Source organism: Actinomyces sp. 2119, from assembly GCF_003591215.1.
Classification (GTDB): Bacteria; Actinomycetota; Actinomycetes; order Actinomycetales; family Actinomycetaceae; genus Actinomyces; species Actinomyces lilanjuaniae.
Genome location: NZ_QYRR01000005.1, coordinates 85620 through 106332, shown reverse-complemented (window position 1 = coordinate 106332; position 20713 = coordinate 85620). Strand labels below are relative to the sequence as shown.

Below are 20713 nucleotides of genomic sequence, written 5' to 3'. Positions count from 1 at the left end.
GCTCGCCGTCACCTGCGGCGGCAGCCCTCGCGACGGTGGCCGACGGCAAGGACGAGTAGCAGCAGCACCCCGTCGTCAACCGTGTAGACGATTCGGTAGTCCCCGGAACGTGCCCGCCGCTCACCACGCCCTCCAACGAACTTCCTGGCACCGGCAGGACGAGGGTCCCGAGCAAGCAACTCGACAACCCCTGGACCCGACGCCACACCGGGCAGTCCAGCGTGCACAACTGGCGCGCGGCCCCGGGGGGGTGAGCACAACCCGGTAGGTCATGCGAGGCCGACCTCCGCCTTGACCCCGTCCCAGGGAACAGCACCCTTCTCAGCGAGTGCCGCGCGGGCAGCCTGGGCTGCCTTGATGTCCGCCAGGTCCTCTGCAGCCTCGGTCAGGCGCTCAAGGTCCTCCGCGTCGATCACTGCGGCCACACGACGGCCTCGGCGAGTGAGGAAGACCGGGGCGCGGTGCGCGCGAGAGTCGTCAATGACGTCAGCAAGCCGACTGCGCGCGGCAGAGACAGTCATGTCAGCCATGATGCACATCATGCGCCAAACACGCTCACATGTACATGGTGCTGCCCCGGCCCCCGTCCCGCCATGCAGTAAACCCAATCCTGAGCCACTACGGCATCCAGGTGCGGGGGCGCTCCAGGCGGCTGACCAGAAACTACCGCACTACCCGGCAGAACCTGGCCCTGGCCTTCGGGCTCCTGGACCCGGGCAGGTATGAGGACCTGGAGGGGCAGGAGGAGGACCACCGCTACGTGCCGCCCAGGTCAGGGCCTGAGCCCCAGCCGCTGTACGTGGCCGCCACCCGCGCCTGCGACCAGCTCGCCATCTCCTGGAGCGGTCAGGCGAGTCCGTTGCTGGAAGGGATCAGTAAGGCGGAATAGTCGATAGTGTGTGCGGCCTGCCGCAACTCGTGCTCGCGACGGCGTGCTGCAAGAGAGACCGCATGCTGGTCGCGACACCGCATCGGGGTGTGGAGAGCCGACGCCGATGCACCCCGTCGTCACAATCACAGTGCACGCGTCACAGGGGTGGTCACAGCGTCAGCAGGAACCGAGAACGTTAGTTGTGCTCGCACCCCGCCCACGGCACGCACGCTCGCCTATCTACGGCGAGCCGCCTTCAACTGCCCGACCCCAAGCACAAGCAGCACTCCCGCCAGGGCGATTATCCCGCCACAAGACTGCTGGTGACCACAATGACCCGTGACGCGTCTGCTCGCCTTCTCCGCAGATGCAGACTCACGGCCGCCGCCCGAGCGTTCCGCCGCCGCCGGCAACTGATCAGCCTCCTTCGGCGCCGGAACCGAGTCACGCCCCTCACGCAGACGATCGGAGCCAGTGCCGTTGCCAGCACCTAGATCGGCCACGATCGACCCTGAATTTTCTTCCCGAACGGCGATCTTCTCCTCCTGGTCACGCAACCACACCAACTCGTCACTCCGGCGCATCACCCGACGAGCACGAGTCACAGTTACCGGATGCTTTGCGCCCTCAAGGCCAAACATGACTACGACCAACCACACAAACACCAGCGTAGCGACTAGAATCAGCCTGAGCGCGAAAACCACCGGGGCCGATGTCGACAAAGTATAAACCAGTAAATACGTAGTCGTCAGCACCAAGAATCCTCCCACCAATAGGGCCACCACTATCATGACGCCCCCTCCAGCCTTACCCCAACTCCAGGCGTAGGCCACACAGCGCACGCAGAAAGCATCGAGCATTGCCAGAAAGGAGAGCGGCCCAAGAACTCGAATCATCGGAAGAGGAACTGCTGCCCACACTAGCAGCGAGGTGACAAGCAGTGCCGCCCCGAAAACAAACCACCGGCCAACACGCGCCGCCTCACCGTACTTCCGCACCGCGTCTCGAGCCTCCCGATCTGATGCAGCCTTACTTCGAATCGTGCAGTAAGTATGCTCATAGTCCCACCAGATTTCGCGGCGCCGACGCCCAACGTCCTCCAGCACGTACTCCACAGTATTTCCATACAACCATATTGGGACAACAATCGACGCAACCGCAACGACCCACATTGGCCACACCGATTCAACCAATACCAGTAATGGTCGCTCCAAAAATATCTCAAAGTCGGGCGTCCACAGCAGGCAGGCACAGAGCATGGGAACCCACAGGCAGTACATCGCCAACCAGAACAGCAGCGCCCCTCCCGGTGCCCCCAAGACGCGGTCGCCAATCGTCGCGGCGGAACCTTCGCTCCGCCTGACAGATGCGCGAACTCGAAACCCTAGTACCGCGACCACGCCGCACTCAACAGTAAAAAGGCTCGAGACCAGCGTTACCCCCGTGGACACCGAGGAATCCATACCGAACGGGCAATGATTGAGCCGCTCCGCCTCGACAAGTTCAACAGCAGCCAGACACTGCCTGCCCGCACTCCTAATATCCATCAACCTCAAGAAGAACACCTCTGGAGAATAGTCAAGCGGATGCTCGACCATCACCCACAACACCCACACACAAACACCCAACAGTCCGGGCACTGTCAACATAGCGAGGTTGCCGCCATGCTCCCACATCAATTTTCTCTCATAACGTATATTCCGCTTCTCCCTTGGACTTCCCGCAGTCCCTCGACCTTCTCCCAAACTCGGATCCACCCCCAAGTGAGGAGGCACAAACACGTCCTTGCCCTTCAAGGAAGAGCGCCCTCGAATTAGCCGGGCCAGGAACCTCCCCTTACCCCCCAACCACCCCGCCCCCGAACCGCTCTCGGCCTCCTTCTTGTGCGCGGCCTCCCGCAACTCAGGATCCTGACCTGCACTACTCTTCGTAACCTCACCCTCCACAATCATCTCTTTTGGCAAACATGCCGCATCACCACACACGCCTTCATGCTCATTCATGACTGCCTCGGTTCTCGTCGGTCGGCCAAGTTTGTGGGCGGAGCCAGCAGCCCCCACCCGCAGCCACACTGCCACGAAGGTCCGACATGATCATGTCTGGGGCGCACGAACCGCAAGCCAGTACCCATGAGCCACCAACCACCAGCCGTGAACAACGCCGAAGTCAGCATCTTGTCGGCGCGAAACGCGGACAGTCCCAACAGCGCACACAGTCAGCGGTCACCTCTCTGCTCGTAGGCATGCCAGTCCAGTAGCCGTACCCGGCCCTCAATGGCGTAAGGCAAGCAGGGGATCGTGCACGCGGACCGATCCTTGGCACCGCTGGCCCGCACGCTTGGCCCCGGCACCCTCCGGTGTCCCGCGCCATCCGATCCGTCGTAGGCGCCCCCGACTCGGGCTCCGTGCCGGTAACGTCAGCGCCAGGTACAGAGGCAGACTCACCTTCGGGCGTGCAGCGCTGCCACAGGCCGCTCCTGCCAGGCCTGTGCGCAATCACCGGCCTCCGGTCTGCCCCACCGACCCAGCCACCAGCCACACCCGTCCCGCGGCAGAAGGCACTGATTCCTCACAAACCACAGATCCTCACAAGTGACTGACCTGCCAGTACCTCTATGAGGATTCGGTCCGTCTCGGCGCATTCGGTATACTTCGCCCCCCCACACCAGCCTTCTACCTCTCCGCAGCCGACAAGGAGGAACACCTCGAGCTCAGCGAGCACCGAGACGCCTTCATTGCCGAGCCGAGTCCTCTGATTCCCTAGACCGCCAGGGCATGAGCCCCCAGCAGGCACTCGACCTGCCGCACCAAACTGACCGCCTGGGCGCTGCCGCCGCACCAAGGGCAGGTATCTACGCGCCCTTCCTCCCTGGCCTTGGCGCGCTGGCCTCCGTGCTGACCGTCGCCCTCTACCTGGTGGTCCTCACCAATGAGAGGCTAGTCCTGCTCCCCCTGAGCGTCCTCCTGGTCTGGGTCGCCATCCTCATCGCCGCCACGACCATGACCGCCCGCGCCACCCGCAGCAACCAGCTACCTGCACCCAAGCCCGTGCCACCGCCTTCATGGTCTCCTGCACCTAGACCACCCTCCAGGTCGCCCGCGGGTCTCGTGGGCTCTCTCCTTCCCACACCACCAGCCCTGCGCCGCGAAGCGCAGCAAGATGGCGCAGCACCGTCGGCCGGGCCATCCCGACCAGCTCAACCACCTGCCCAGTCCCCAGCGGCCGCTGTGCTAGCCGGAGCGCGTCAAGGATCCTCATCGCGCTCGGTCCCACCTGATGAGCAACGCTCTCGGGAACCGTGCTACTGGCCAGCAGCGTCAACCGCACCGCCTCGGGCGCCTGCTGGTAGACGGGCTCAGACAGTCCCACCCGCCGCATCTCGGCAAAGATACGCCTGATCCCCTCTCCCAACTCCTGTGTGATCCCCAGGTCCGCACAGACCCGTGCAATACGCGGGTTACGCGCGTGGCGGCTGATCGACTCCGGGTCGGCTGGGTCCGCGAGACCCGGGAACCTTCCCGGGCTGGTGATCTCGATACGGTTGGGGAAGATCTCAACACGTACGTGGTCCCCACCGATGCTGTAGGACCGGTGCACGACGGCGTTGACCAGCCCCTCCAACCACGCGTCCCTGGGAATGATAGTGGTCGGCTCGAAACGTCCCGAGTCGGTCAGGGCACGACGCCGAGGCGCCAGTGCCTCAATCGCCTCCGCAGCCCGTGCTATCTGGTCCGAGACCGCGCCCTCGCACCGCACATCGGCCTCCTCCTCGACCGTGAGCGCACGCCCCACGCCACGCTCATTACGGTTGTACCTGAGGACCCGGACGTGGGCACTGGGGTAGAGCATCTGAGGGCGATCCGCTAGCAACAGATATGCGGCAACGGAAACGGCGCCGTCGCGGGTCAACAGGTCACGAGCACGAAGCGCCAACTCGGGCGAGGAGGACCCTAGAGCCTCTTGGAAGGCAGACAGCCGTGCGCCATCGAGATCCGCCTCGGTGATACCCGGCGCAGGAGTACCGTCGAAGCTTGCGACCCCTCGATCCCACTCCAGCTCCTGCCGCTGCGCATAGGTGAGTCTGCGGGACTCGTCCCCGATACGCTGGTAGCAGTCACCCCGGTTCGTCTCGTGCACGTGCTCCCCGGGCGCCACGCGAAATACAAGGACCCGTCCCCGACTCGTCGCCAGCTCAGTGACGTGTGCCCGCACTCGCGGCACCGTGAAGTCAGCAGGAACCTGCCGCAGCGCGTTTGCCGCCTTGTCGCTCACCGGGACAACCTGCCCGCCGTGAAGACCAGCGACCACGACGCCTCCCTCGGCATTAGCCATAGCAACCAGGGGTGCGGCAAGGTCCTGAGGCCTGACCGCGCCAGACTTGCGCTCAAACCACTGGTCCTCGGGCAGTGCCAGCAGCCGGGAGGCCGCATCATCTGCCGACAGGCTGAGTGCCTGATCAACCGCCACAGGGAACATGCTCTAACTCTAACATTCTTAGAGTACGTAAGAGTACGGTGGGATCAGGCTGTCGCCTTCACGCCGACGGAAGGCGTGGCCGCAAGCCGCAGACCGGCACGTGCCGAGCAACCCGCCCCTGAAGCAGCAGAGCACCAGGCGGTCACGCGAGGCACACTCTCACTCTCACATTCTTAGAGTACGTAAGAGCCGGGGCCACCCTGTCCACCCCCACCCTGCCGAGGCCGCTCCTTCGCTCCCCCTCACCCCTGCTCGCTCCCGGCCCCGCCTCCCCTCTTGCCCTGACGCGGCGTCAGGGCGATAGGCTCCTCCGTGCCGGGCGAGACCGAACCGGGGCGCCCGGCGCCTCGGGGAGTCAGCCCCACCAGCAACGACTACGTATCCGGAACCTTCCACGAACCCACCTCCACAAACCTCTTTAAGGCCTGTCACAAGCCGCCCGAGGACCTTCTACACCACCATCTGAGGACCCGCCCGGGGACCATCTGAGGACACTGATGCTTCTTCGACTCCTACGTACCTTCCTGCGCCCCTACACGCCTCTGCTCGCGGGCGTCCTGGTACTCCAGTTCGCCCAGGTCATGGCCACCCTGTTCCTGCCCACCCTCAACGCCGACATCATCGACCGGGGGGTGGCCACGGGCGACACCGCCTACATCTGGCGCGTCGGCGCCCTCATGCTGGCGGTCAGCCTGGCGCAGGGCGCCTGCTCGGTGGCGGCCACCTGGCTGGCGGCCCGCTCCGCCATGGGGATGGGCCGCGACCTGCGGGGCAGGATATTCGAGCGGGTGAGCAGCTTCTCGGAGCGGGAGGTCTCCGCCTTCGGGGCGGGCTCCCTCATCACCCGTAACACAAACGACGTCCAGCAGGTGCAGATGCTGGTCCTCATGAGCTGCACCATGCTGGTGACGGCTCCGGTCATGGCGGTGGGCGGCGTCGTCATGGCGGTCAGCCGGGCACCGTCGCTGTCGTGGATCATCGCGGTGAGCGTGTCGGTGCTGCTGGTGATCGCCGTCCTCATCGTGCGCCAGATGATCCCTCTGTTCCGCTCCTACCAGGAGCGCCTGGACGCCATCAACCGGGTCCTGCGCGAGCAGCTCACCGGCATCCGGGTCATCCGGGCCTTTGTGCGTGAGGAGGCGGAGAGGCGGCGGTTCGAGTCCGCCAACCACGACATCGCCTGGGTGGGTGAGCGGGTCGGGCGCCTGTTCGTCACCCTGTTCCCCCTGGTCATGCTGGTCCTGGACGTCTCAGTCACCGCGGTCATCTGGTTCGGCGGCCGCCAGGTGGAGCAGGGGCAGGTCGAGGTCGGCACCCTGGTGGCCTTCATGGCCTACCTCATGCAGATCCTCACCGGCATCATGATGGCGGGCTTCATGAGCGTCATGATCCCGCGGGCCGCCGTGTGCGCCGAGCGCATCAGCGACGTCCTGGGCACCGACCCCACCCTGACGGTCGCCCCCGGTGCCGCCACCTCCTTCCCCTCACCGGGGACAGTAGAGATGCGAGGCGTCTTCTTCCGCTACCCCGACGCCGAGGAGAGCGTCCTGGAGGACGTCAGCTTCACCGCGCAGCCGGGGACGACGACGGCGGTGGTCGGCTCCACCGGCTCGGGCAAGTCCACCGTCGTGTCCCTGCTGACACGCCTGGCCGACGTCTCCCAGGGCCAGGTGCTCATCGGCGGGGTGGATGTGCGCCAGGCCGACCCGGAGGCCCTGTGGCGCCAACTGGGCCTGGTGCCTCAGAAGGCCTTCCTCTTCGCGGGGACCGTCGCCTCCAACCTGCGCCTGGGCCGGGAGGAGGCCACCGACGAGGAGCTGTGGGCGGCCCTGGAGGTCGCCCAGGCCAAGGAATTCGTCGAGAACATGGAGGGCGGCCTTGAGGCCCCGATCGCCCAGGGTGGCACCAACGTCTCCGGAGGCCAGCGCCAGCGCCTGGCCATCGCCCGCGCCCTGGTGCGCCGTCCGGGAGTTCTTCTCTTCGACGACTCCTTCTCCGCCCTGGACGTGGCCACCGACGCCCGGCTGCGGGCGGCCCTGGGGCCGGCCACCCTCGGGGTCACCAAGATCGTCGTGGCCCAGCGGGTCTCCACCGTCACCGACGCCGACCAGATCCTGGTCCTGGACTCGGGGCGCCTGGTAGCCCGGGGCACGCACGCCGAGCTGCTGGACAGCTCGGAGATCTATCGTGAGATCGTCACCTCCCAGCTGGGACAGGAGGCAGCCGCATGACCACCCCCCACAGCGCCACTGAGTCCTCCGTGCCCTCCGGCCAGCAGGAGGCTGACCCGGGCGAGCAGGAGGTCGAGCTGGCCGCCCAGACCCAGGCCTCCTCCGACGACTGGTCCGCAGGCCCGCCCCCGGGACGCGCCCAGGCCTTCTGGCCCTCCTTCACCCGGATGCTGGGCCTGCTCACCGCTTACAAGGGCACGCTGGTGGTTGTCGTGACCACCAGCGTCGTGGCGGTCGTGCTGTCGGTGGCCGCCCCCAGGGTCCTGGGCGAGGCCACCAACGTCATCTTCGAGGGCGTGGTCTCCCTGATAATGCCGGAAGGCTCCACCCGGGAGCAGGCCGTGGCCACCTTGCGGGAGCGGGGCATGGACGACCTGGCCGCCATGGTGGAGACCATGGAGGTCACTCCCGGAGCGGGGATCGACTTCTCCCGGCTGGGCCAGATCCTGCTGCTGGTGCTGGCGCTCTACGTCGGCTCTGCCTTCCTCATGTGGTTGCAGGGCTTCCTGCTCAACCGCATCACTATCACCTCCATGTACCGGCTGCGCGCCCAGGTGGAGCACAAGATCCACCACCTGCCCCTGAGCCACTTCGACCGCGTCCAGCGCGGGGAGCTCCTCAGCCGGGTCACCAACGACGTCGACAACATCACCAACACCCTCCAGCAGTCCCTGTCCGGGGCGGTGACCTCGATCCTCACTGTCGTAGGCGTCCTGGCGATGATGCTGTCCATCTCCTGGCGGCTGGCGCTGGTGGCCATGATCATGGTCCCGCTCATGGGGGCGGTCTTCGGCGTCATCGGCCCGCGCTCCCAGAAGGCCTTCACCCACCAGTGGGCTCGCACCGGGCGCCTCAACACACGCGTGGAGGAGTCCTTCTCCGGCCACGCCCTGGTGCGCGTCTACGGGCGCACCGACTCCGTGCGCGATGCCTTCGCCCAGGAGAACGAGGAGCTCTACCGCTCAGCCCTGCGCGCTCAGTTCCTCTCCGGGATCATGATGCCGCTCATGCTGTTCATCTCTAACCTGTCCTACGTGGCCGTGGCCGTGGTCGGCGGGTTCATGGTGGCCTCGGGCAGCCTGCGGCTGGGTGATGTCCAGGCCTTCATCCAGTACTCCCAGCAGTTCTCCCAGCCCCTGGGCGAGCTGGGGGGCATGGCCACGGCCGTCCAGTCGGGCACCGCCTCCGCAGAGCGAGTCTTCAACCTGCTCGACGCCGAGGAGGAGCGCCCTGACCGCCCCGCCGCTCAGACAGCTAAGACCGCTGGCAGCGTGACGCGGGCCGGGGAGAACGGCGAGGCGGGCCGCAGCGGCACCATCGTCATGGAGCACGTGCGCTTCTCCTACTCTCCCGACACCGAGCTCATCCGCGACCTGTCCCTGCAGGTGGAGCCGGGGCAGACCGTGGCGATCGTCGGCCCCACCGGGGCGGGCAAGACCACGCTGGTCAACCTGCTCATGCGCTTCTACGAGGTGGACGGCGGCCGCATCCTCCTGGACGGGCAGGACACCGCCGCCATGACCCGCCAGGAGGTGCGCCGTCGTACCGGCATGGTCCTACAGGACCCGTGGCTGTTCGAGGGGACCGTGCGGGACAACATCCGCTACGGCCGCCCCGACGCCACCGACGAGCAGGTGGAGGCCGCCGCCCGAGCCTGCTACGCCGACCACATCATCCGTGCCCTGCCGCAGGGCTACGACACGGTCCTGGAGGAGGACGCGGCCAACATCTCCGCCGGGGAGCGCCAGCTGCTGACGATCGCGCGCGCCTTCGTGGCCGACCCCTCCGTCCTCATCCTGGACGAGGCCACCAGCTCGGTGGACACGCGCACCGAGCTGCTGGTCCAGCAGGCCATGAACGCCCTGCGCCAGGGCCGGACCAGCTTCATCATCGCCCACCGCCTGTCCACGATCCGCGACGCGGACACAATCCTGGTCATGGAGCACGGCGACATCGTGGAGCAGGGCGGCCACGCCGAGCTGCTGGAGCGCGGGGGCGCCTACGCGCGTCTCTACGCCGCCCAGCTCAGCCGATGAGGCGGTGGCGGGAGATCGTGGCCTCCCGCCCCGGCCCCACGCCGACGGCGGAGACCCGGCACCCGGCCAGCTCCTCGATGCGCAGCACGTAGTCCTGGGCGGCGCGGGGCAGGTCGGCAAAGCGGCGCACCCCGGTAATGTCCTCGCTCCACCCGGGCAGCTCCTCGTAAACAGGCACCGCGTGGTGGAAGCCGGTCTGGGTCAGCGGCATCTCCGAGGTGACCTGGCCGTCGATGTCATAGGCCACGCACACGGGGATCGTCTCATGGCCGGTGAGGACGTCGAGCTTGGTCATGACCAGGTCGGTCAGGCCGTTGACCCGGGCGGCGTAGCGGGTGACGACGGCGTCGTGCCAGCCGCAGCGGCGCGGGCGGCCCGTGGTGACCCCGTACTCGCCGCCCTCGGCGCGCAGGCGCTCGCCCACGGCGTCGTGCAGCTCGGTGGGGAAGGGCCCCTCGCCCACGCGGGTGGTGTAGGCCTTGACCACGCCCACCACGGAGTCGATCCGGGTGGGGCCCACACCGGTGCCGGTGCACGCGCCCCCGGCCGTGGGGCTGGAGGAGGTGACAAACGGGTAGGTTCCGTGGTCGATGTCAAGCATGGTGGCCTGGCCGGCCTCGAACAGGACCGTCCTGCCCTCGTCAAGAGCCCGGTTGAGCACCAGGGAGCAGTCCACCACCATGGGGCGGATGCGCTCGGCGTAGGAGAGCAGGTCGTCGGCCACGGCGTCGGGGTCGATGGCAGCCCGGTTGAAGACCTTGAGCAGCAGGCTGTTCTTCTGGTCCAGGGCGGAGTGGACCTTCTGACGCAGGATCGAGGGGTCGAACAGGTCCTGGACGCGGATGCCCACCCGGTTCATCTTGTCGGCGTAGGTGGGGCCGATACCCCGCCCGGTGGTGCCCAGCTGGCGCGCTCCCAGGAAGCGCTCGGTGGTGCGGTCCAGGACCCGGTTGTAGGAGGGGATGATGTGGGCGTCAGCGCTGACGAGCAGGCTGGAGGCGTCCTTGCCCCGGGAGGTGATCTCCTCGATCTCGTTGAACAGCACCTCCAAGTCTACCACGACTCCGTTACCGATGACAGGGGTGACGCCGGGGGTGAGGACACCTGCGGGCAGGAGGTGGAAGGCGAAGCTCTCCCCGTCGATGACCACCGTGTGGCCGGCGTTGTTGCCGCCGTTGAACTTGACGACGTAGTCGACGTCCTGACCGAGCTGGTCAGTCGCCTTGCCCTTTCCCTCGTCCCCCCACTGGGTCCCGACGACGACAACGGCTGGCATGGCCTCTCCTGCTGTGGTGATGCGGTGACGACGTGCGGCGCGGCGACAGGGCAGACACGTGCGGTGCCCGGACAGCACGGGACAGCACGGCGCCATGTACGGCTACGCTACGCACGCCGCAGGCCAGCCTACCCGAGGGGCGCGGCACCTATCCGGGCTGGCACCTCAGCCCACACCGTAGCGCAGGCGGGTGGCCTCATCGTAGGCGTCGTCAGCGCGGCTGACAGACTCCCAACCCGTGGAGCGCTGGGTCCTGGCCGCCTCAGGACTGCTGACAGTGACCACGGTCGGCTCAAGGTGGTCCAGCGGACCGTCGAGGTCGCGGGCCTCCACGGTGACGGGCAGGGTGAGCATCTGCCCCTCGGTCAGCCCCGGGGTGGTGTAGGTGGCCGACAGGACCGTGCCCACGGTAACTGCGGTAACGGCGTCAGCGCCCTGCCCCAGGACCAGGCTGGCCAGCACCTGGGCGTCGGCCTGCACCGTGAGGCGGCTGCCCGCAGGGACCGGGGCGGGTCCTGCGGAGCGCAGGGTAACGCTGCCGGGGTACCACACGTGGTAGCCCTCCCCCCAGGTCAGCATCTGCCACCCTGCACCCACACTGGCTCCCCACAGCTCGGTGGTCTGTGTGCCAGAGGCCTGCGCCTCCTGCTGCGCCTGGGCCGGGCCCGCTGGTAGGGAGACGGTGATGCTGGTCCCCTCCGGCGCCTCCACGGTGTCCTGCGGGTAGGTGAGGCTCCTCGTGGATCCCAGGCACAGCAGGTAGGAGCGGCCCTGGGGCAGCGCCTCCCCGAGGACGACCGTGGCCTGGGCAGGAGCTGAGGAGGGCGTAGAGGGGGCCGTGCCGGAGGGAGCGTTGCTGTAGGAGCACTCCAGGGCCTCTCCGTCCACGGTGAGGACCGGAGCGGGGTTGGCCTCGTACAGCCGGGGGTCCCAGGTCACGCGGACCTCAGTACCCTCGGGCAGCGGCGCCGACCCGACGCTCAGGAGGCCGCCGAGGACAGTCGGCACCTGCACGACCGCACCGTCAGCGGTGGCCACCTCGACGAGATCGCCGCCCGCCTCAATGGTGACCTCCGGGTCCGCCGCCCGTGCCGGGGCCGCCTGGAGCAGGCCCAGGCAGGCCGTACCGGTGGTGACGGCCACGGCGATCAGGACGCTGCGGCGCCCCACCGTCCGGGTGGTGCGGGTGGTTAGAACACTGTCACAGTAGTCTGATGTCGTCATGTCCTGTGGTCCTTATCTCTAGGCTCTCTTCTCCAGGGTCTCTTCTCCGGAGCCTCTTCTCTCTGGTCTCTCCAGACTCCGTAACTCCTGTGTCTGTCGTATCTGTGGTGCCGCCTCGCGCCGTCTTGTCGCGCCCCGCCCCTGTCTTGCCTGTCCTGGTCCTGCGACTGCTACCCCATCCCGCAGACGACCTCGCTTGTCGTTGCCGCCAGGCTCTGCCAGGGCGGTGGTCCCTGGAGGAAGGGCAGCACCCACGGCTGCCACACCAGGGCCAGCAGAAGCATCAAGGTGATGAACACCAGTGCGGGAACTACCCGACGCACCCACACCACCACGCGCTCAGCCCACCACCCCAGCACTATCACCACCACCAGGGTCACAGCCATCGGAGCAGACACCACCACCGCCTGCCAGTACAGCGGCCAGCACCCCTCGTACAGGCACGGAGCATGGTCCGGCAGCGCAAACTGAAGATTCTGAGTAAAGACGACAAGCCCCGCACCAAGCACACCGGTCCAGCAGGCCACCGCAATCGCCCACGCATCACGCCCCTGGTGACGCACCGCCCCCGCGCTCAGGCCAAAACCAGCACCGTAGAGGAGAGTCCATCCCAGCCAGTCCCAGCGCCACAGCGCCCGCATCGGGTCCCCCGCCGTCCGGGTGGACTCGGACCATGACGACCCGATGTAGTCAAAGCCTGCGTGCGAGGCTGTCACCCAGAACACGGCACACATCGGCACTACTGCTGAGGCCACGACCAGCAGGTCGTGGGCCGCCGTCCTCAGCAGCTGCGCCAGCCGCCACGCCGCAGGAGAGCTCACAGGGCAGCCCCCTGCCAGGGCGGTGGTCCCTGGAGAAAGGGCAGCACCCACGGCTGCCACACCAGGGCCAGCAGAAGCATCAAGGTGATGAACACCAGTGCGGGAACTACCCGACGCACCCACACCCCCACACGACCAGCCCACCACCCCAGCACTATCACCACCACCAGGGTCACGATCGCCGGAGTGGACAGGACCAGTCCCTGCCAGTACAACGGCCAGCAGCCCGAGTACGTGCAGTCCTGGCTGTCAGGACCCACGAACTGGATCCCCTGGCCAACCCATACCAGCGCACCTCCAGACACCAGGGTCCAGCAGGCCACCACAATGGCCCACCAGTCGCGGCCTCCACGCCACAGCACACCCGCGCTCAGACCAAAACCAGCACCATAGAGGGCGATCCACCCCAGCCAGTCCCAGTCCCACAAGTCGTTGCTGAGCCCTAGCCGGTAGCGGGAGGCAGCGCTCCAGCCCGAGTACACGAACCCAAAATCTGCTTGAGCAAACGCGATCCACACTGCCGCACAGCCAGGAACGACCACGGAGGCCACGACCACCAGGTCACGGACCGCCGCCCGCAGGAGTCTCGTCAGCCGCTCCACCACAGGCATCACACCACCGCCCCTCCAGGCCGGTGTGTCAGGGACCAACCGGCCTGCTGGACCAAGGAGGCCGTAGAAGGCACCGCAGAAGACCTCACGGGGCAACCCCCTGCCAGGGCGGGGGACCCTGGAGGAAGGGCAGCACCCACGGCTGCCACACCAGGGCCAGCAGAAGCATCAGACCCACGAACACCACCCCCGGGACCACCCGACGCACCCACACCCCCACACGACCAGCCCACCACCCCAGCAGCACCACGACCACCAGGGCCACCAGCATCGGCATCCCCACCACCACCGCCTGCCAGTACAGCGGCCAGCACCCCTCGTAGGTACAGTCCCGGTTCTCGGGATGCATGAACTGGATACCCTGAGAGACATAGGCGCACGCCGCCCACCAGAAGGCAGTCGAGCAAGCCACCACAATGGCCCACCAGTCGCGGACACGATATCGGACGGCTCCGGCACTCAGACCAAGACCCACACCAAACAGCACCGTCCAGCCCAGCCACCCAGGCGTCCACAGCCTGTTATGAGTTCCCATCAGATGCCGTGTCTCCACCGGCCAGTCAGAGAACACGTACCCGAACCTGGCGTTGACAAGACCCACCCAGCAGGCCACGCACCATGGTGCTACCGCTGAGGCCACGACCAGCAGGTCGTGGGCCGCCGTCCTCAGCAGCTGCGCCAGCCGCCACGCCGCAGGAGACCTCACGGGGCGGCCCCCTGCCAGGGCGGGGGCCCCTGGAGGAAGGGCAGCACCCACGGCTCCCACACCAGGGCCAGCAGAAACATCAGACCCACGAACACCAATCCGGGGACCACCCGACGCACCCACACCCCCACACGACCAGCCCACCACCCCAGCACTATCACCACCACCAGGGTCACAGCCATCGGAGCAGACACCACCACCGCCTGCCAGTACAGCGGCCAGCACCCCTCGTACAGGCACGGAGCATGGTCCGGCAGCGCAAACTGAAGATTCTCGCCAAAGTGCATCAGCGCAGCCCCGGACAGCAGCGACCAGCAGGCCACCGTAATCGCCCACGCATCACGCCCCTGGTGACGCACCGCCCCCGCGCTCAGACCAAAACCAGCACCAAAGAAGACAGTCCACCACAGCCACCCAGGCGTCCACAAGGACTGCGACGCGTCCCTGCTGGTCCGCAACGGAACTGGGTGAATAGCCATAACATAGTCGAACCCAGCAAAGTGACCCCACAGCCAGAGCACGGCGCAGGTCGGAACCACCAGCGAGGCCACCACCAGCAGGTCACGGGCCGCCCTCCCCAGGAACCGCGCCAGCCACCGCCCCACAGGCATCACGCCACCATCCCTCCAGGCCAGTGCACTAAGGTGCTCACGCCGTCAGCCTCTCCAGTGCCTGGGCAAAGAGCTCGCCGCAGATTCGAGCCTGCTCCGGGGTCGGCGCCGTTTTAGCTCCGGCACCTCCCCTCAGCCGATCGCCAGACAAAGGAAAGTTGACTCCACCCACATCTATCCCGTCCACCATGGCGGAGAACATGCTGACCACGTTCTGCGGGGAGCTGTCAAAGCGCCCGGAGTAGAAGGCCCGCAGACGCTCCTGCTGCGACATGGCGAGCTGGGTGCGCAAGGTGTCCGACGTCCGTGCCGGGCTGGGCTCGGCCAGGCCCACTACCGTCAGCCAGGCGTCGGCGTCAGCCACCAGGTCCGCCACCCCGAAGCCGGACTCCACTCCCTCCACCGCGAGCCTGGCCCGCATCCAGGTCTCCTGGTCCTCTCCGCCACCTCCCGTCTGCCACTGACCGAAGAGCTGGTAGAGGTCGAGCATCCACCCGCCCAGGTCCCCCAGCCCGTAGGTGGTGGGATCGGAGGAGCCGGGCCAGGTCACATACCCCATGGCCGCAGCCGCCCAGTGGGCGACGTCCGTGGTGACGGCCGGCCTGGAGCCCATGACGGAGGTCAGCCTCCCCTCGCACAGGATCCTGGCTGAGGCCAGCCCCGCGTCGTCGTCGGTGTCAGGGGTGTAGACCATCCACATGCCGCTGGCGGCGGCGTACCAGTAGTCCGGCTTGCGCAGCCACCCCAGGACGAAGGAGCCCACCATGGGCAGGTACCGCCTCAGGTCCGTCAGGTCCGGGGTCCGTGCCTGGGTCAGCGCCAGCTCGCAGACCACCTCGGCCCGCACGAACCACTCGAACAGGACGTGAAAGCCGGTCTCAGTCGCAGCACCGTCCACCTCCAGCGGCGGGGAGACCACCCCCGCCAGGTCAACCGCCTCCGCCCGCCGGGACACCACCACATGGTCCACCGGGGTGGCCCTACCCCCCAGGTCCTCACTGACCTCCACGATCTGGTTGTAGTGCCACCCCTGCGGCATGGGGAAGCCCATGTTCCCGGAGAACCCGGTGGACATCCCCAGCACGTAGGCGGCCACCGCGTAGTCCTGGGCCATGACCAGGCGGCACACGTTGCGCGTGGCGTAGACCCCCACCCGGAACCGGTAGGAGTCCACCTCCCCCATCACCTCGTTGACGCCCCGGAAGAAGTCCATGACCGGCCCCACCACGGCGTCGCCGACCGGGTCGAAGTCCACGGTGAAGTAGATGATGCTGTCTGCGGGCAGCCCCAGCACGCGTCCGCGCTCCAGGGCCTCCTGCCCCTGGGTGCGCCCCTCCTCGTAGGTCATGTGGGAGACGTCGTTGTTCCAGCGCTGGTGGATCGGCACCAGCCTCAGACCCGCGCTGCGCAGCGCATCCAGCTCGGGCCCGGTGATGAACTTGCCCGACCCCACAGTATACCTGCCCGCGTGGGTGTAGCCGCGGTCTGCCGCGCCCTGCGCCCGGCCGCCCAGCAGCTGGGCGCTGGTGTCAAAACCCTTGGTGGCCACGCTGGTGTCACCGCTGGACACCAGCAGGCTGCACCAGGTGGTGTAGTCGCCCGCGCCCGTCTCCGGGATCTCCATGAAGGACTGGAACACCCGGACCACCGCCTCCGTGCCCGCACCGAAGGAGGAGGCCAGGGACACGTCGTACCCGTTGAGGATCATCGCCGCATGGAAGAGCCGGACGAACCGCGTCGCCCCGTCGGTGCTGCCGCTCCTCACCTGCGCCGAGCCCCTCAGGCCGGAGCGCGTGCCCTCCCCGAAGTTGCCGTTGGCCTCCCCGTCAGCCATCCCCATCTCGAACTGGAGCGCCATCAGCAGGGCTGTCTGCACCTGGCGGGAGTGGACACCGTCGCAGGGCACCAGGGCGAAGTCCCGGCGCCCCGCATAGGTCCCGTTGAGCCACTGCTGGACCTGGCGCACCTGGGGCACCCCGCCGTAGTCCTCCAGCACGTCGTAGGCGTCCATGGACAGCAGGGAGGCCATGAGCTTGACGTCCACGTAGCTGCCTCCGCCCAGGCCCAGGTCCTCACGCACCCGCTCCACGGAAGGGACCATGGCGCCATAGGTGACCGTGACCAGGTCGTCCAGGATGACGCCGGTGCGGCCCTTGCACCACAGGGCACCGCTGAGGACACGCAGGATGTTCTCAGACACGGTGGCCTGGGAGTCGATCCGGCCCACCCGCTCCTGGAATGCGGCCGTCGTCGCCGGGCCGAAGCCGGACGACAGCGGGGAAACGCCCAGCTCGTGCTGGAGGGCGCGGCGCAGCCCGTAGATCGTCGCCCACCCCGTCTGCCCGTCCTGCTCCAGGGGCACCCACCCCGTGACGCCGGAGTAGGTCTCGTTCAGCCACCTCTGGGTGCCGAACACCTGCGGGTCAAACATGCCTCGCCCCTCCTTGGACGCACAGGGACCCGCGCTCCTACGGCGCGGACGCTCACGACTACGGGGAACCGTGAGCGCCCTCACCGTATCAAAAAGGTGTCCCTGAAGGAAGACCCGGAGGACAGCCCTGACCCGTCCGCGCCCAGCCGACAATGGTCCGGCAAGGGACCCAGACCACGACGTCGGCCCCGGCACCACAGGGGTACCGGGGCCGAGCCTCAGCGCCTCACCGGCGCCGCAGCAGCGTCATCAGGCTCAGCGCCTGGCCGAGCCCACCGAGCCCAGGCGCTCGCAGGCCTCCACCACGCGGGCGGCCATGCCCTCCTCAGCGGCCTTGCCCCAGGCGCGCGGGTCGTAGGTCTTCTTGTTGCCGACCTCGCCGTCGATCTTGAGGACGCCGTCGTAGTTCTTGAGCATCCAGTCCGCCACGGGGCGGGTGTAGGCGTACTGGGTGTCGGTGTCCACGTTCATCTTGATGACGCCGTTGCGCACCGCGGTGGCGATCTCCTCATCGGTGGAGCCGGAGCCGCCGTGCATGACCAGGTCGAAGGGCGAGCTGGTGTCACCCACCTTGGTGGACAGGCGCTCGCCCAGGCGTGCTGCGACGTCGTCCTGGATCTCGCCCAGGATCTCGGGGCGGAGCTTGACGAAGCCCGGCTTGTAGGAGCCGTGGACGTTGCCGAAGGTCAGGGCGGTGATGTAGCGGCCGTTCTCACCCAGGCCCAGGGCCTCAATGGCGCGCCAGGCGTCGTCGGCGGTGGTGTAGAGGTTGGCGTTCTCCTCCCCCTTGATGCCGTCCTCCTCGCCGCCGACGGCGCCGATCTCGATCTCCAGGACGGTGTTGGCGGCCTTGGCGCGCGCCAGCATGTCCACGGCGATCTCGATGTTGTCGTCCAGGGACTCCGCCGAGCCGTCCCACATGTGGGAGTTGAACATCGGCACCTCACCCCGCTTGACCTGCTCGGCCTCCATCTCCAGCAGCGGGAGGATCCAGGGCTCCAGCATCTTCTTGGGGCAGTGGTCGGTGTGGAGGCCGATGGTCACGGGGTACAGGTCACCCACCGCACGGGCGTAGGCGGCAAAGGCGACAGAACCCTTGACGCGGTCCGCCCGGGAGGAGCCGGACCAGTAGGCCGCACCACCGTTGGAGATCTGGACGATGCCGTCAGACTCGGCGTCAGCGAAGCCCTTGAGGGCGGCGGACAGGGTCTGGGACGAGGTGACGTTGATCGCGGGGATCGCGTACTTGCCGGCCTTGGCGCGGTCAAGCATGTCTGCGTAGGACTCCGGGGTCGCGATGGCCACTGGTGCCTCCTTGAGGTGAGTGATGTGTCAGTGGTACAGGACTGATTCTTCCACGACTTGGCGTCGAGGTGTAGCAGATGATGGTCCCAGGTGCAGCGCGTGAGCTCGGGGATGGCGTCTGCCGCCCCGAGCCGCCCCACCCGTCTACGTGCTGCCCGGCAGGCTGAGGTTCCTGCGCCGGGCCTCGAGCTGCGGCCTTGAACCGAGACCTTCGCTGACGGCGACAACTGTCAGCGCAACCGTACCGACCGCGCGAGAATATAAGGCACAACCACATGGGGCCTCCCGGGCGACCGCCGCCCGCCCCGCCCCAGGCCCGGACCGTCCGGGCCCCTGACTACTGGAGGTGGCTGACATGGCACCAACACCCTTTGACACCTTCCGTGACCTGGACCGCTGGCTGACCAACGGCCCGGTCCGTACGCCCGCGTCCGTGGGCCTTCCCCTGGACCTGTACCGCGAGGGCGAGCACTTTGTTGCCCGCATCGACCTGCCCGGGGTCGACCCGTCCACGATTGACGTCGACGTCGAGGAGCGCACCCTGACCATCCGTGCCGAGCGTCCCGCCAACACGGCCAAGGACATCCAGTGGCTGGCCCACGAGCGTCCCTCCGGGACCTTCGCCCGCCAGCTCACGCTGGGCTACGGGCTGGCCCTGGACCGGATCTCCGCGGAGTACGCCGACGGCGTCCTGACCCTGACGATCCCGGTGGCCGAGGAGGCCAAGCCTCGCAAGATCGAGGTCACCCACGCCTCGCCCGACCACCGGGTCATTGAGGCCGACCAGGCGTGAGCACCGGCCCCTCGGGGCCCTGGGAGACGTGTGGGAGTCGGCGACGGGGCCGACCTGACCAGGTCGGCCCCGCAGGACCACGGGAGCCCTGGCCCCCGGGACCTGCACCCCCCCAGGACCTGCACTCCCCCGGGACCTGAATTCGCTTGACGCGAAGCAGGTGGAACACCGTGTGATAGTGACCTGAGGCTCACCTTTCACTCTGACGACCCGTAGCGACAAAGCGCAAAGCGCGCAGTGGCCCTAGTCCGGTGCGGGCCCGGCGTGCTGGAGGACCCAGGCGTGCATAGCAACTGCCGCAGCCGCGGCCACGTTGATGGAGCGGGTGGATCCGTACTGGCCGATGCGCAGCAGCCGGGAGCAGCTCTCCTGCAGCCCGGGGCTGATCCCCTCCCCCTCGGAGCCGAACACCATGAGGCAGTGCCGGGGCAGGGCGGCCCGCTCCAGCAGCCCCGCCCCGGGGCCGTTGTCGATACCGACCACCTCGTAGCCTTCCTCGTGTGCCCAGGCCAGGAGGTCGTCCGGCTGGGCGTGGTGGTGCACCTCCAGATAGCGGTCAGTAACCATGGCCCCGCGCCTGTTCCAGCGCCGCCGCCCGACAATGTGGACCCCGGCCACGTTGAAGGCGTTGGCACTGCGCACGATGGAGCCGATATTGAGGTCCTGGCTGACGTTCTCGATCGCGACGTGCAGCAGGTGGGCGCGCCCAGCCAGGTCGGCCCGGATCGCCTCCATGCTCCAGTAGCGGTAGCGGTCCACCACGTTGCGCCGGTCCCCCTGGGCGAGCAGGACAGGGTCGTAGCGGGGGTCATCGGGCCAGGCCTGCGGGCCACCCGGCCACGGCCCCACCCCGACCTCACGGGTGTCAGCTGGGACGTCGGGCTCGGGAGCGGGAGGCAGCACGCTACCGCAGTCTGTCATGGCCGCTGGCACTTTTCCTGTTCTGCCACACAAAGTACCTGACCACGGGCAGGACAATCACGGCGAGCGCCCGCTCCCTCGCTTCTTGCGTAGAAGCCTTTCCACCAGCCGGTCGTAGCCCCCAGCATCCGACGGGCGGACGTGCCTGTCATTGTCACGCAAGGTGTCCAGGTAGTCGTGCACCTGTGAGCGCGTCACCCAGCCCGCCGCCTCGAAGTAGGCGAGCAGCTCTGCGGTACCGAGGCACCGGTCCACAGCATTCTCCGCATCCGCATGGGACCGGGCACCTCGATCATCAGTAAGAAATATAGAGCCATAGAGCTCCGGGCGCCTGCGGATGACGACGATCGTCTCTGCTTCACCGAAGTGGCTGGTAGGACCGTCGTCGGGACCGAGCATG

Annotated in this window: 17 protein-coding genes and 1 pseudogene; 4 read left to right on the top strand and 14 right to left on the bottom strand. The window is 67.6% G+C overall.

Annotated features, from left to right (window positions below; all coding sequences use genetic code 11):
* Positions 1 to 8: 8 nt before the first annotated feature.
* Together D4740_RS07290 and D4740_RS07285 are read right to left on the bottom strand one after the other, a co-directional pair.
* Entirely contained in the window at positions 9 to 206 is a 198-nt protein-coding gene (locus D4740_RS07290) for a type II toxin-antitoxin system RelE/ParE family toxin (RefSeq protein ID WP_259390718.1), read from the bottom strand.
* Positions 207 to 269: 63 nt separating this feature from the next.
* Positions 270 to 530: a type II toxin-antitoxin system Phd/YefM family antitoxin gene (locus tag D4740_RS07285; RefSeq protein ID WP_259390717.1), complete on the bottom strand. Its 261-nt coding sequence runs from the start codon at positions 528 to 530 to the stop codon at positions 270 to 272.
* 80 nt (positions 531 to 610) lie between these two features.
* Between D4740_RS07285 and D4740_RS07280 the strand changes: the two are divergent.
* Positions 611 to 829, top strand: a pseudogene (locus D4740_RS07280) (hypothetical protein); the annotation flags it as partial.
* 278 nt (positions 830 to 1107) lie between these two features.
* Here D4740_RS07280 and D4740_RS07275 read toward each other — a convergent pair.
* A complete protein-coding gene (locus tag D4740_RS07275; RefSeq protein WP_147392870.1) occupies positions 1108 to 2667 on the bottom strand; it encodes a hypothetical protein in 1560 nt (519 codons plus the stop codon).
* A gap of 1279 nt (positions 2668 to 3946) precedes the next feature.
* Positions 3947 to 5347: an ATP-binding protein gene (locus D4740_RS07270; RefSeq protein WP_220475024.1), complete on the bottom strand. Its 1401-nt coding sequence runs from the start codon at positions 5345 to 5347 to the stop codon at positions 3947 to 3949.
* Positions 5348 to 5844: 497 nt separating this feature from the next.
* Here D4740_RS07270 and D4740_RS07265 point away from each other — a divergent pair, with 497 nt between their 5' ends.
* Both D4740_RS07265 and D4740_RS07260 read left to right on the top strand, forming a co-directional pair.
* A complete protein-coding gene (locus tag D4740_RS07265; protein WP_119836286.1) occupies positions 5845 to 7578 on the top strand; it encodes an ABC transporter ATP-binding protein in 1734 nt (577 codons plus the stop codon).
* On the top strand, positions 7575 to 9614 hold the full coding sequence (locus D4740_RS07260) for an ABC transporter ATP-binding protein (protein ID WP_119836285.1): 2040 nt from the start codon (positions 7575 to 7577) through the stop codon (positions 9612 to 9614). Before D4740_RS07265 ends, D4740_RS07260 begins: the two co-directional genes overlap by 4 nt.
* Here the strand turns inward: D4740_RS07260 and D4740_RS07255 are convergent.
* The 8 genes from D4740_RS07255 to fbaA form a co-directional block, all read right to left on the bottom strand.
* Positions 9604 to 10890, bottom strand: a complete 1287-nt coding sequence (locus tag D4740_RS07255) for an adenylosuccinate synthase (protein WP_119836284.1) — start codon at positions 10888 to 10890, stop codon at positions 9604 to 9606. The two genes, D4740_RS07260 and D4740_RS07255, sit on opposite strands and share 11 nt — an antisense overlap.
* Before the next feature lie 165 nt (positions 10891 to 11055).
* Entirely contained in the window at positions 11056 to 12114 is a 1059-nt protein-coding gene (locus D4740_RS07250; protein ID WP_119836283.1) for a hypothetical protein, read from the bottom strand.
* A gap of 170 nt (positions 12115 to 12284) precedes the next feature.
* Positions 12285 to 12935: a hypothetical protein gene (locus D4740_RS07245; RefSeq protein WP_119836282.1), complete on the bottom strand. Its 651-nt coding sequence runs from the start codon at positions 12933 to 12935 to the stop codon at positions 12285 to 12287.
* On the bottom strand, positions 12932 to 13546 hold the full coding sequence (locus tag D4740_RS07240) for a hypothetical protein (RefSeq protein ID WP_119836281.1): 615 nt from the start codon (positions 13544 to 13546) through the stop codon (positions 12932 to 12934). Before D4740_RS07240 ends, D4740_RS07245 begins: the two co-directional genes overlap by 4 nt.
* An 85-nt stretch (positions 13547 to 13631) precedes the next feature.
* Positions 13632 to 14252 (bottom strand): hypothetical protein, encoded by a 621-nt coding sequence (locus D4740_RS12880; protein ID WP_182911364.1) that lies wholly within the window; start codon positions 14250 to 14252, stop codon positions 13632 to 13634.
* Positions 14249 to 14863, bottom strand: coding sequence for a hypothetical protein (locus D4740_RS07230; protein WP_119836279.1), 615 nt, complete (start codon positions 14861 to 14863; stop codon positions 14249 to 14251). Before D4740_RS07230 ends, D4740_RS12880 begins: the two co-directional genes overlap by 4 nt.
* A gap of 37 nt (positions 14864 to 14900) precedes the next feature.
* Entirely contained in the window at positions 14901 to 17294 is a 2394-nt protein-coding gene (locus tag D4740_RS07225; protein ID WP_119836278.1) for a glycoside hydrolase domain-containing protein, read from the bottom strand.
* Between the two features lie 255 nt (positions 17295 to 17549).
* The gene (fbaA, locus tag D4740_RS07220; protein ID WP_119836277.1) at positions 17550 to 18599 is read right to left on the bottom strand and encodes a class II fructose-bisphosphate aldolase; all 1050 of its coding nucleotides are present in this window, start codon (positions 18597 to 18599) and stop codon (positions 17550 to 17552) included.
* A gap of 355 nt (positions 18600 to 18954) precedes the next feature.
* Here fbaA and D4740_RS07215 point away from each other — a divergent pair, with 355 nt between their 5' ends.
* Positions 18955 to 19392 (top strand): Hsp20/alpha crystallin family protein, encoded by a 438-nt coding sequence (locus D4740_RS07215; RefSeq protein WP_119836276.1) that lies wholly within the window; start codon positions 18955 to 18957, stop codon positions 19390 to 19392.
* A 243-nt stretch (positions 19393 to 19635) separates the two neighbouring features.
* Here the strand turns inward: D4740_RS07215 and D4740_RS07210 are convergent, their stop codons facing one another.
* Positions 19636 to 20313, bottom strand: coding sequence for a TrmH family RNA methyltransferase (locus D4740_RS07210; RefSeq protein WP_119836275.1), 678 nt, complete (start codon positions 20311 to 20313; stop codon positions 19636 to 19638).
* A 57-nt stretch (positions 20314 to 20370) separates the two neighbouring features.
* Positions 20371 to 20712, bottom strand: coding sequence for a hypothetical protein (locus D4740_RS12725; RefSeq protein ID WP_147392869.1), 342 nt, complete (start codon positions 20710 to 20712; stop codon positions 20371 to 20373).
* Between the last annotated feature and the right edge of the window lies 1 nt (position 20713).